Genomic DNA, 12,275 nt, shown 5'->3' on the forward strand with positions numbered 1-12,275 from the left:
CAGAGCCCTGCTTTAGGCTAGGACTCTTCTCTCGAACGGAAACGCGCCTCATGTTGCAACGCCTGCTCCCCCTGCTTTTCCTCTGCCTTCCCCTGCTCTCCCAGGCCGATGACGCCACCTCGCAGATAGAGGAACTGCTCCAGAGCGTGCCCAAGGGCGATGCGCCTGAGCATCAGAAGCTGCGGGAAAGCTATCAGCAGGCACTGCAATACGCCCGGGATGCGGAACGCTACCGGGCACAGGGTAAAGCCTATCAACAGCTGATGATCGACTACCCCAATGAGTCGGCACGGCTCAAAGATGCCCTGCACAACTACCAGCCCGCCAACCGGGTGCCCCTCGCTAGCCTGAGCGAGGATGCCCTGCGTCAGGCACTGGGGCTGAGCAACAATCGCCAGCTCAACCTGCGCAAGGAGCGTCAGGAGCTGATCGACAACCTCAATCAGCAGGAGATCACCGGCCAGGAGTTTCACCTGCGTATCGATGAGCTGCGCAAGCAGCTGCAACAGACCCGCGCTCAGCTCGATCGGATGAGTTTCAGTGGCGAGTCGGATCGTCAGCATGAGGCACTGCAATTGATGACCCGCCTCAAGGAGCAGGCGCTGTCTGACCGGATCCAGATGCTGGAGCTGGAACAGCTCTCCGCCCAGCAGCGCAGCGATCTTGCCAAGCTCAAGGTACAGGGGCTCAACCTCGCCATCACGGATGAAGACGAGTGGCAAAATGCCCTCATCGGCCAGCAGAACCTGCTCAGACGCCAGAATACCGAACGCACCCTGGCCCAGAGCGCACGGCTCAAGGCCCAGCTCACCGCCGACATGCCGCTGCTGCAGGAGCAGCAACAGCAGAACCAGACGCTCTCCATCCAGCTCGGTACCCTGGAAGAGCAGATAGAAAGGGTGCAAGACGAGCAGCGGGATCTGGACAACAGCCTCTCCCACCTCAATGACCTGGTCGATTCGGTACGCGAACAGCTCGAATGGCTGCAGATAAGCAATGCTTACGGTGAAAACCTGCGCAGCAAACTGGCCGACCTGCCCGCCCACTTCCCCCTCGACAAGCTCGAATCGGCCATAGTGCAGTCGCGCATCGCCAAATACCGTTATGAAGGGGAGCAGGAGGGGCTCAAGGATCCGGCTCACGTCCGGGATAGACTGCTCGAAGAGGAGAGCAACAAGCTCGACCGCACCCAGATCACAGTGCTCGATAACCTGCTCAAGACCCGTCGCCTGCTGTTGACCCGGCTCAATGATGCCGCCGATACCCTAATCCAGGAGCAGACCAGGCTCAAGCTGCTCTACATCCGCCAGAACAGCAAAATAGACGAAATTCGCGATCTCAGCGCCAGCCATCTGTTCTGGCTGCCAGATGTGCCTCCCCTGACCCCGGCCGTCCTGCTCGGGGTGCCTGCCGCGTTGGGACTGGCATTCGATCCTGCCAACTGGTGGCAACTGCCCCTGGCCCTGGCCGAACAGGGCGCCACCCGCCTCACCTTCATCGTCTTCACCCTGCTGCTGCTATTCGGGCTCTGGATCCGGCTGGCCCGCCATCTGAGCAATTTCAGCCAGCAGATAGCCTCACGGGTCGGCAAGGTAACCCAGGACAAATTCAGCCTGACCAGTCGTTTGCTGCTGCGATCCTTGGTCGCCGCCCTGCCCCTGCCCGCCATGGCACTGCTACTGCGCTACCAGCTGGAGGGGGCCTGGCAATATCCCTTCGCCATCGCCGTCGCCAAGGGGCTCGGCGAGATTTGGTTCCTGCTGCTGGCCCTGCTGCTGGTGCGCCATCTCACCCTGGAGAAAGGCATACTCATTCACCACTTCGGCTGGAGTGGTGTGCAAGTGACCCGCGTCTGGGGCCAGTTCCGCACCCTCTTGCTGATCCTGATCCCCAGCTTCTTCGTGCAGGGCATGGCCGACAGCTATCAAGAGCACGCCTTCTACGACACCTTGGGGCGACTCGCCTTCATCGTGGGTGCGCTCTGGCTGCTGCTCTTCTTCGTGCGCCTCAATCATGAGCGGCTGCCGCTCACCTGGGGACAGGCAGACATGAACAAGCCACACCTGTTGCACCACTTCATCTGGAACGCCCTCATGCTGGCGCCCCTAGTGGCGGTGACCGGTGCCCTGCTCGGCTACTTCTACACCTCCCGCATCCTGCTGCGCCAACTGGAAGTGAGCCTGCTGATGGGGCTCGGCTGCCTGCTGGTCTACTACCTGGCAAGGCGCTGGATGCTGATCCAGCGCAGGCGACTCGCCTTCGAGCGCGCCAAGAGCCGCCGGGCCGAGATCCTGGCCCAGCGTGAGCGGGAAGAACAAGATGACCTCAGTTCCGAGATCCCGGATGTGGTGGAGGAGCAGGAGCTGGATCTGGACACCATCAGTGCCCAGTCCCTCGGCCTTATCCGCACCTTGCTGATGCTGGGCTTCACCATACTGGTGGTGGTGCAATGGTCCGATCTCAACTCGGCCTTCAGTTTCCTGAGCAACATCGAGGTCTGGCAGGTAAGCAGCAAGGTGGCGGGCATAGAGCAGCTCTCGGCCATCACCTTGCAGGATCTGATGCTGACCCTGTTCGTCTTCATCCTGACGGTGATGACGGCCCGCAACCTGCCGGGTCTGATGGAGCTCACCCTGCTGCAACACCTGAGCCTCTCCCCCGGCACCGGCTTTGCACTGACCACCGTCAGCAAATACATGGTGATCCTGATAGGCGCCCTGACCGGCTTCTCCATGCTCGGCATCGACTGGTCCAAGACCCAGTGGCTGGTGGCGGCGCTCTCGGTGGGGCTGGGCTTCGGCCTGCAGGAGATCTTTGCCAACTTCGTTTCCGGCCTGATCATCTTGTTTGAGAAGCCGATCCGGCTCGGCGATACCGTCACCATCCGCGATCTGACCGGGACAGTCTCCAAGATCAAGACCCGGGCCACCACTATCGTGGACTGGGACAGGAAAGAGATCATTGTGCCCAACAAGGCTTTCATCACCGAACAGTTCATCAACTGGTCCCTGTCCGATGCCATCACCCGGGTCAAGCTGCGTATCCGCATCGGCCTGACCCAGGATCCCAAGCGGGTGCAGCAGCTGCTCGAGCAGTGCGTGCGTGAATCCAGCCTGGTGCTGGATACCCCGATCCCCGAGGTGTTCCTGATCGAGTTCACCGACTCGGCGCTCATCTACGAGATCCGGCTCTACGTCAACAACATGGATCACCGGATGCCGATCACCCACGAGGTCCACTCGGCCATCCTGGAAAAACTGCATCAGTTAGGCATGCATCTGCCTCACCAACAAATCGACATTCGGATGAGTCGGGGATGATATGGATAGCGATGCAATTCACGTTGTTCATTGCACCCTGCGGGGCTGGTAGGGTGCAACAAGCGCCGCGCCGTGCACCAACACCGACAACAGGAGCCCGCCAATGCAGATCATCGCCCATCGCGGGGCCAGCAGCCTGGCCCCGGAAAATACCCTCAAGGCCATACGCCTTGCCCTCGAGTTGGGTGCCCCTGCCATCGAGATAGACGTGCAGCAAGCCGATGGCGAACTGTGGGTATTCCACGATCGTCGCCTGGAACGCTGTACCAATGGTCATGGGGTGCTGAGCCGACAACGTGCCGACTACTTGCATGGCCTGGATGCCGGTGAGGGGGAGCCCATTCCCCTCCTGTGGCAAGTCATGACGCTTCTCAAGGGACGCTGTGAGCTGCATATCGAGCTCAAGGGGAGTGATACGGCAGAGGGGGTCGCGGCCCTCACCCGACGTGCCGAGCGCGATCTCGGCTTTACCCCGGACCAGTGGCTGATCTCCTCCTTCCATCACCCCGAATTGGCCCGCTTCGGCGCACTGCGCCCCGAGATCCGGCTCGGCGCCCTCATCGCCAATCGCCCCCTGGCCTTCTCCCATGCCGCCGAGGCACTCAATGCCTGGTCACTGAACTGCGACCTCGATTTCGTGGATGAAGCCCTGGTGAGGGATGCCCATGATCGCGGATTCAAGGTGCTGATCTATACGGTCGATCAGTTGGAAGATGCCCGGCAATTACATGAATGGGGGGTCGATGGAATCTTCACCAACAGTCCCGAGCGGATGCTGCAGGACCCTGAGCTGGGTCAAAACGCCACAGACCACGAAAATAAAGGGGTCGAGGGGATAAAGAAGCCGGAAATCGGCCGATAACCTAAGGGACCATAACAATAAAATAATCCATTCTGACTAACGCAGACAGACGCTCACAAGGATGTACCCATGAACCTATCTATCAAAAACAAGCTGGTACTGGCCGTCGGCCTGATCATCCTGATCATTACCGGGCTGCAGGTCTGGTACAACACCAGCCAGCTCAAGAGTGAAACCCAGCGCCTGGTCTGGAACATCATCGACGAGAGCTCCACCTCCAACGTCAAGGGGATCTCCCGCTGGCTCGACTCGCGCATCGGCATGGTCACCTCCGCCAAGGAGGCCTTCACCGATCAGGATGCCCCCATCAGCCACCTGGCCCAGGCCATGAATGCCGGCAACTTCGACCTCGTCTACGCCGGGACTCAGGATGGCAAGATGATCCAGAGCAAGCCGACCGACCTGCCCGCTGGCTATGACCCTCGCCAGCGCCCCTGGTACAAGGAAGCCATCGCCGCCGGCAAGCTCATCATCACGGAGCCCTATGCCGACATCACCACGGGCCAGCTCATCATCACCATCGCCGAGCCTTTCACCCGGGGCAACACCCAGGGCGTCATCGCCGGTGACGTCTCCATCGACAGCCTGGTGCGCGATATCCTGGCCATGAACCAGGAAGGTACCTATGCCGTGCTGGTCGACAAGAGTGGCGTCATCATCGCCCACCCGGACAAGGCGTTGGCCCTCAAGCCAGCCACCGAGATCTCCCCCGAGCTGACCCCTGCCAAGGTCAACGAACTGGCCCATGATGGCGCCATCTCCGACATGGTGATCGGCGGCAAACTGAGCGTGTTCGACCTGACCGAAATTCCCAACTCCAGCTGGTACTTCGGCATAGTGGTGGATGAGGCGGTGGCCTATCAGTCGGTGTCGCGCATGGTGACCTCCACCCTGCTGCAGGGACTGCTCACCATCCTCATAGTGGCGGGTTTCTCCTCCCTGGCCATCAGCCGCGCGCTCTCCCCCTTGCAGACCCTGGGTGAGGCCATCGCCGACCTCTCCCGTGGTAATGGTGACCTGACCCGCAGGGTCAAGATTGAGCGGGAAGACGAGGTGGGTACGGTTGCCAAACACCTCAACACCTTCATCGATCGCATCCACGTCATGGTGCAGGACATCTCCAACTCCTCGGGTCAGCTCAATCAGCAGGCCAGCTCCTCTCATAACATGGCGGAGAAATCGAGCCAGGGGCTGGCCCGCCAGCAGAACGAGATCTCCCAGATTGCCACTGCGGTACACGAGATGTCCGCCACCGCCGTCGAGGTGGCCAGCAACGCCGAGCAGACCGCCGATGCGGCGCGCACCTCCTCCAACAGCTGTGAGCACGGCAAGCAGGTGATTGCCCGCAACCAGAGATCAATCACCGATCTCGCCACCCAGGTGAAGCAAGCCTCCGGCATCATTCAGGAGCTGGAGAAGAACGCTCAGGAGATCAACACCATCCTCTCCACCATCCAGGGCATCGCCGAGCAGACCAACCTGCTGGCGCTCAACGCCGCCATCGAGGCCGCCCGGGCCGGTGAACAGGGTCGCGGCTTCGCCGTGGTCGCCGACGAGGTGCGAGTCTTGTCCCAGCGCACCCACAGCTCCACCGTCGAGATCCGCAGCATGATAGAGACCCTGCAGCGCAACACCCAGGGGGCGGTCAGCACCATGCACGAGGGTCAACTGCTCGCCCAGAACAGCGTGGATGATGCCAGCAACGCCACCCTGGCGCTGGAGCAGATCACCGCCTCCATCAATCAGATCTCCGACATGGCGACCCAGATCTCCAGTGCCGCCGAGGAACAGCGCGCCGTCACCGACGAGGTGAGCCGCAACATACAGGCGGTGAAGGATGTCTCGGACGAGCTGGCCGAGGATGCGGATAGCTCCCGCAACCTCTCCGCCCAACTCAAGAACATCTCGGGAGAATTGAGCAATCAGGTCGGCATGTTCCGCATCTGAGCGCGTTGAAAAAAACAAAGGGGCCATTCAGGCCCCTTTGTTTGATGAACTCTTTTTGCTTCTGTGGCCATCATTCCCTTTCCCCCCACCTCGCTGTGAGCTCGCTCTCCATCCAGGCAACGAATTTACTCATACAAGTCCCCACTCAGTTATATTCGCATTACTTTTTTGACGCCTTTTTGGCACAAGACCATGCGAATAATTATTATTAAATATTTTTGATAAAAAACTTAAAAACGTTAGGGTTAATACCTAAAAAGAGAGGTGTTTCTCATTTTTTTGACAGAAAACTACGTACAATCTTGGACTTAAATGACAACGATCCGCAATGCGGCTAATCCGAGCTGACTGAAGGATGGCGATGAATACGGCAGTTTTGTCCATGGAATGGGGTGATTTGCATAAAAGTCACCATTGCCACGCACTAAAACAGAGCAGTTTGACTTGTATCAAGCCTGATTTTTTTTCATAGAGCAAAATCGTGCCTAGCAAATCTATCCCTAAGGAGGCAGATGTGGATATTATCAAGACCGATGTCGCCATCATCGGTGCCGGTGGTGGTGGCCTGCGTGCCGCTATCGCCATAGCAGAAGCCCACCCGGATCTGGAGATCGCCCTGATCTCCAAGGTCTACCCGATGCGCAGCCACACCGTGGCCGCAGAGGGTGGCGCCGCCGGTGTTGTCCGCGACGATGACTCCCTCGAAAACCACTTCAACGACACCGTGTCCGGTGGCGACTGGTTGTGCGAGCAGGACGTGGTCGATTACTTCGTCGAAAACTGTACCCAGGAGATGGTCCAGCTGGAGCACTGGGGCTGCCCCTGGAGCCGCAAACCGGACGGCAAGGCCAACGTGCGCCGCTTCGGCGGGATGAAGATCCCCCGCACCTGGTTTGCCGCCGACAAGTCCGGTTTCCACATTCTGCATACCCTGTTCCAGACCTCCATCAAGTACCCGACCATCAAGCGCTTCGACGAGCACTTCTGCATGGACTTGATCGTGGAAGATGGCCGCGTGCAGGGTGTCCTGACCTTCGATATCCAGAACGGCATCACCCGCTTCATCCAGGCCAAGTCCGTCATTCTGGCCACTGGTGGCGCCGGTCGTGTCTACCGCTACAACACCAACGGTGGCATAGTCACCGGCGATGGCATGGCCCTGGCCTACCGTCACGGTGTGCCCCTGCGGGACATGGAGTTCGTCCAGTATCACCCGACCGGCCTGCCGGGCACCGGTATCCTGATGACCGAAGGTTGTCGTGGTGAAGGTGGCATCCTGGTCAACAAGGATGGTTACCGCTATCTGCAAGATTACGGTCTGGGCCCGGAAACCCCGGTCGGCGAGGCCAAGAACAAGTACATGGAGCTGGGCCCCCGCGATCGTCTCTCCCAGGCATTCTGGCAGGAGCAGCAGAAAGGCCGCACCATCCCAGGCCCCATGGGCGACGTGGTGCACCTCGACCTGCGCCACCTCGGCGAGAAGTACCTGAAAGAGCGCCTGCCCTTCATCTGCGAACTGGCCAAGGCCTACGTGGGTGTGGATCCGGTCAAGGAGCCGATCCCGGTTCGTCCGACCGCCCACTACACCATGGGTGGCATCGAGACCAACGGCCAATGCGCCACCCGCATGCCGGGCCTCTATGCCCTCGGCGAGTGTGCCTCCGTCGGTCTGCACGGCGCCAACCGGCTGGGCTCCAACTCCCTGTCCGAAATCGTGGTGTTCGGCAAGGTGGCCGGTGAACACGCCGGTGAATTTGCCAAGACCCAGACCCATGGCGACACCCAGGCCCTCGCCGCCAAGGCCGAGCAACTGATCAAGCAGCACCTCTCTCTGCTCGACATCGACGGCACCGAAAACCCGGCCGATATCCGCAACGAATTGGGTCTGTCCATGGAAGCCGGGGTCGGTATCTACCGTACCGAAGAGCTGATGCAAGGCACCATCGACAAGATCAACGAGCTGAAGGCCCGTTACAAGAAGGTCAAGATCAACGACAAGTCCTCTGTCTTCAACACCGATCTGCTGTACGCCATCGAACTGGGCTACATGCTGGACGTGGCCGAAGCCATGGCCCACTCCGCCATCAACCGCAAAGAGTCTCGTGGCTCCCACCAGCGGCTGGATGGATTTGAGGAGCGGGATGACCTGAACTACCTCAAGCACTCCCTCTCCTTCTATAACCAGCAAGGCGCCCCGACCATCGACTACTCCGATGTGAAGATCACTAAATCCCAACCGGCAAAACGCGTCTATGGCTCCGAGGGTGAACAGCAGGACAAGGCCAAAAAGGCCGCGACCATGGCATCCCAACCGGTAGCTGAACAGGTGCACGGTTCCGAGGGTGAGAAACAAGACGAGGCTAACAAACATGGCTGAGATGATCGAAATTGAGATCCTGCGCTACCGCCCGGAGCAGGACAACGAGCCCTGGATGCAGACCTTCCAGGTGCCTTATCTGAAAGAGATGTCCCTGCTCGATGCCCTGCAGTACATCAAGGATCAGCTGGACTCTACCTTAAGCTTCCGCTGGTCCTGCCGGATGGCGATCTGCGGCTCCTGCGGCATGATGGTCAACGGCATTCCGAAGCTGGGCTGCAAGACTTTCCTGCGGGACTACCTGCCGGGCAAGATGAAGATCGAACCGCTCAACAACTTCCCGATCGAGCGCGATCTGGTGGTCGACATGTCCGATTTCATCGAGAAGCTGGAGAGCATCAAGCCCTACATCATCCCGTCTGAGCCGCGCAACCTGTGCGACGGCGAGTACACCCAGACCCCGGCTGACATGGCGAAATATCACCAGTTCTCCATGTGCATCAACTGTGGTCTGTGCTACGCCGCCTGCCCGCAGTATGGCATCAACAAGAAGTTCACCGGCCCGGCGGCCCTGGCGCTGGCTTATCGCTACAACGCCGACAACCGCGATGGCGCGTCCAAGGAGCGGATGAAGATCATCAGCCAGGATGAGGGTGTCTGGGGTTGTACCTTCGTGGGTTATTGCTCCGATGTCTGTCCGAAGGGCGTGGATCCGGCCGCAGCCATCCAGCTTGGCAAGGTCGAGAGCGCCAAGGACTACATGATCGCCATGTTCAAGCCAGATTGAGATCAGGAGTGAGACCATGAACAACACCCAGAGCAAACGTAAGCCCTACGTGCGCGAAATGAAGAAAGACTGGTGGCTGAAGAACGCCTTCTACACCGGTTACATGATCCGCGAAGGCACCAGCATCTTCGTCTCCATCTACGCCGTGGTGCTGATGTGGGGTCTGCTGCGACTGGTTCAGGGTCAGGAGGCGTTCAACGGCTGGCTGGAATCCCTGCAGAGCCCGATAGCCATCCTGTTCCACGTCATCGCGCTGGCAGCCTGCCTGTTCCACGCCAAGACCTGGTTCGCCCTGGCTCCCAAGGCCATGCGCATCTTCCGTGGTGAAGACCTGCTGCCGGAGAAGCCGATCGTCATCGTCCAGTATGTGGCGCTGGCGGTGGTATCCCTGCTTGTCCTGATCATCGTGGCCTGAGGAGATTAATGATGAGACGTTCTGACGAGCCCGTATTTATTGGCGTCTGTTTGGTGCCGGTAGCGCTATATGAGGAAAAATCATGAGACGTTCTGACGAACCCATTTACTGGGGACTCTTTGGTGCCGGTGGCATGGTGGTTGCCATGCTGCTGCCGGTGATTGTCCTCATTACCGGTCTGCTGGTGCCCATGGGCATCATGGACGTGGAGACCATGAGCTTCGAGCGCGTGCACGACTTCGCCAGCTCCTGGTGGGGTGCCTGCATACTGCTGGTGATCATCGCCCTGCCCATCTGGCACGGCATGCACCGCATCTACCACGGCCTGCATGACCTTGGGATCCACACCACCAAGCTGCACCACTATGTGTTCTATGGCTTCGCCTTCCTGGTGTCCGCCATCACAATCGGCCTGCTGATGGTGCTGGTACTCCAGTAATCCTTCAGTTGCCAGCAACAGATGCTAAAACCGGGCCCAGTGCCCGGTTTTTGTTTGGCTGTCGTTTAGCCTGCGGGCTAAGGGCGCGGCTCCGGCCACAGGCCCTGCAAGGGTGACGGCATGGCGCCGAGGCGAAGCAGCGGAGTCTGGTGCCAGTCGGCCAGTTTTTGCAGCGCCTTCTCCAGATCCTGGGCCAGGCTGGCGCTCACCCTGACCCCATCCTCCAGGTAGAGGCTCTTGACCTCGAACACCCCCTCCTTGCGATGAGCCTTGGCATCCAGACGCCCCACCAGCTGGCCCCGGCGCAGCAAGGGCAGCACGAAGTAGCCGTATTGACGCTTGGGCGCCGGGGTGTAGCACTCGATGCGATAGTCAAAGCCAAACAGTTCGCTGGCCCGCTTGCGATCCCACACCAGGGGATCGAAGGGCGAGAGCACGGCTGTGTGGGTCGCCTTGAGAGTGCCAGCCTGGGCCCGGGCCAGCTCATCGGAGAGCGATGCGTGCACGAAGGCGCCGTGCTGCCAGCCCTCCACCCGCACCGGCAACAGCTCCCCCTCGTCCGCCAGCTGATGGAGCAGGGCGTCGTATTTGCCGCGCCGCAGCCGGTAGTAATCCGCCACCCAGCCGGTCTTGACCAGCCCCAGCGCCCGGCAGCTGGCCCGCACCATGTCTCGCTGGGCGAGCTCAGGGCTCGGCAGATCCCGCCCATCGTCCCACTCGGGCATGATCCGCTCGGCGAGATCGTAGACCCGCTGGAAGTTGCGCCGCTCGCGCACCATCAGGCGCCCTGCGGTAAACAGCACCTCCAGGTGGCGCTTCTCCGGCTTCCAGTCCCACCAGCCGTTGCCCTTGCCCCCCTTGCGCTCGAAGTCGATGGCCCGCACCGGGCCCTGCTGGCGAATGCGCTCGACTATCTGCTCTATCTCGCCGCCGTGGGTCTTGAGCCACTGGGCGGAGAACTTCCAGCCCATGGCGGCGGGATCCAGCATGCGATGGCGCAGCAGCCGGTAGTCCTCGCGAGGGACGAAGCAGGCCTCGTGGGCCCAGTATTCGAAGAGATCCCCCTCGGCCAGCAACTGCTCCAGCCAGGCGGGATCGTAGTGGCCGAGCCGGCTGAACAGCACCAGATAGGGGCTGCGCGCCACCACAGAGATGCTGTCTATCTGCAGCAGCGCCATGCGGCGGATCGTGGCAAGCACATCGGCCGGGCCCGCCTTGCGCCTGGGCGGCGCCAGCAGACCCTGGGCTGCGAGTTGCAGATGACGGGCATCCTGAACACTGAGATGAATGGCAGACATGGGGATGGCCTCGGGAGAGTGGATCCCCAGCATGCCCAAAAGTGGCCCGGATGAAAACCGGGCTCACACCATGTGGACGCGATCCCCGCTGAAGAGGGCGTCCCTAGGGCTGAATCCTGCCCTTGGCGAGCACGGCCACATCCGGGTGAGGCAGACTCAGCTGTGCGCCGAGCCGCGCTGCCAGCCAGTGAAAGGAGGCGTCGGCGAAAAAAACGATATGTGTGGGATCGTGGCGATAACGCCAATGCCGAAAGCGCTCGTCGCTGAGCACCCGCTGGGTCTGCAACACCAGCAGGCCACCGGGCTTGAGGCAATCCCACAACTGGGTGAGCACGGCGCCTGGCTCGGCCAGATGTTCAATCACCTCGGTACTGGTGATGAAGTCATATTGCCGGGTCAACAGGGCGGGCTGGTCGGCATAGAACTTGTCATAACCGGCCATCTGGTAACCCGACTCGCGCCCCATGGCCAGCAACGCAGGTCCCGGGCCACAGCCGAAATCCAGCCCGCTCGCGGGCGCCGGGATCTGCGCCAGCACCTGACCAAAGGCGCGCATCAGAAACCTGCGGTAGCCGGGGTCATCCACTTCGTTCTGGTGGCCGTCATAGACCCGCTTCTCGGTCGCATCATCCAGCCGATGAACCGGCGCCATGAACACCAGGGCACAGTCGAGGCAGCGGCCATACAGCTTGTCAGCCACCGGCAAGGCATAGTGCCGGGTGCTGCCGCACAGGGGGCAGGCGCAGAGTTCCACACAGACTCCTTACTTGTATCGGGATGAAGCGCGATCTTGGTCGGCGAGCAATGTGCCTGCCCACAGACGCCATGGCAAGGGCGGAGTGCGACTGCGTCATGACCGGACATTATCGGAGCCTATTTTTTCATCTTCT

At 60.5% G+C, this 12,275-nt stretch carries 9 protein-coding genes; 7 read left to right on the forward strand and 2 right to left on the reverse strand.

The genetic code is table 11. The features are described from left to right. The first annotated feature begins 50 nt into the window (after positions 1-50). From mscM to frdD, 7 genes are all read left to right on the forward strand, one after another. The gene (mscM, locus tag BN1130_RS06090; protein WP_042040873.1) at positions 51-3,320 is read left to right on the forward strand and encodes a miniconductance mechanosensitive channel MscM; all 3,270 of its coding nucleotides are present in this window, start codon (positions 51-53) and stop codon (positions 3,318-3,320) included. A 103-nt stretch (positions 3,321-3,423) separates the two neighbouring features. Continuing rightward, a complete protein-coding gene (locus BN1130_RS06095) occupies positions 3,424-4,182 on the forward strand; it encodes a glycerophosphodiester phosphodiesterase (protein WP_042040874.1) in 759 nt (252 codons plus the stop codon). Positions 4,183-4,251: 69 nt separating this feature from the next. Further along, on the forward strand, positions 4,252-6,129 hold the full coding sequence (locus BN1130_RS06100) for a methyl-accepting chemotaxis protein (protein WP_042040875.1): 1,878 nt from the start codon (positions 4,252-4,254) through the stop codon (positions 6,127-6,129). A 514-nt stretch (positions 6,130-6,643) separates the two neighbouring features. Further along, complete coding sequence (frdA, locus tag BN1130_RS06105) at positions 6,644-8,506, forward strand: fumarate reductase (quinol) flavoprotein subunit (RefSeq protein WP_084218143.1); 1,863 nt, start codon at positions 6,644-6,646, stop codon at positions 8,504-8,506. Beyond that, complete coding sequence (locus tag BN1130_RS06110; protein WP_042040876.1) at positions 8,499-9,233, forward strand: succinate dehydrogenase/fumarate reductase iron-sulfur subunit; 735 nt, start codon at positions 8,499-8,501, stop codon at positions 9,231-9,233. The genes frdA and BN1130_RS06110 overlap by 8 nt, the downstream gene beginning before the upstream one ends. A 16-nt stretch (positions 9,234-9,249) precedes the next feature. Further along, complete coding sequence (locus BN1130_RS06115; RefSeq protein WP_042040877.1) at positions 9,250-9,648, forward strand: fumarate reductase subunit C; 399 nt, start codon at positions 9,250-9,252, stop codon at positions 9,646-9,648. An 82-nt stretch (positions 9,649-9,730) separates the two neighbouring features. Next, positions 9,731-10,087 (forward strand): fumarate reductase subunit FrdD, encoded by a 357-nt coding sequence (frdD, locus tag BN1130_RS06120; RefSeq protein ID WP_042040878.1) that lies wholly within the window; start codon positions 9,731-9,733, stop codon positions 10,085-10,087. 77 nt (positions 10,088-10,164) lie between these two features. Here frdD and BN1130_RS06125 read toward each other — a convergent pair whose 3' ends face one another. Both BN1130_RS06125 and BN1130_RS06130 read right to left on the reverse strand, forming a co-directional pair. Next, positions 10,165-11,385, reverse strand: coding sequence for a winged helix-turn-helix domain-containing protein (locus tag BN1130_RS06125; protein ID WP_042041014.1), 1,221 nt, complete (start codon positions 11,383-11,385; stop codon positions 10,165-10,167). Between the two features lie 103 nt (positions 11,386-11,488). Further along, positions 11,489-12,139, reverse strand: coding sequence for a class I SAM-dependent methyltransferase (locus tag BN1130_RS06130; protein ID WP_042040879.1), 651 nt, complete (start codon positions 12,137-12,139; stop codon positions 11,489-11,491). Positions 12,140-12,275 lie beyond the last annotated feature (136 nt).

This window comes from Aeromonas rivuli (genome assembly GCF_000820045.1).
Lineage (GTDB): Bacteria > Pseudomonadota > Gammaproteobacteria > Enterobacterales > Aeromonadaceae > Aeromonas > Aeromonas rivuli.

Bases quoted from the DNA above. Each gene is read 5' to 3' on its own strand.
- BN1130_RS06115 (WP_042040877.1), top strand. From the start codon at position 9,250: ATGAACAACACCCAGAGCAAACGTAAGCCCTACGTGCGCGAAATGAAG.
- BN1130_RS06110 (WP_042040876.1), top strand. From the start codon at position 8,499: ATGGCTGAGATGATCGAAATTGAGATCCTGCGCTACCGCCCGGAGCAG.
- frdD (WP_042040878.1), top strand. From the start codon at position 9,731: ATGAGACGTTCTGACGAACCCATTTACTGGGGACTCTTTGGTGCCGGT.
- BN1130_RS06095 (WP_042040874.1), top strand. From the start codon at position 3,424: ATGCAGATCATCGCCCATCGCGGGGCCAGCAGCCTGGCCCCGGAAAAT.
- BN1130_RS06125 (WP_042041014.1), bottom strand. From the start codon at position 11,385: ATGTCTGCCATTCATCTCAGTGTTCAGGATGCCCGTCATCTGCAACTC.
- mscM (WP_042040873.1), top strand. From the start codon at position 51: ATGTTGCAACGCCTGCTCCCCCTGCTTTTCCTCTGCCTTCCCCTGCTC.
- BN1130_RS06100 (WP_042040875.1), top strand. From the start codon at position 4,252: ATGAACCTATCTATCAAAAACAAGCTGGTACTGGCCGTCGGCCTGATC.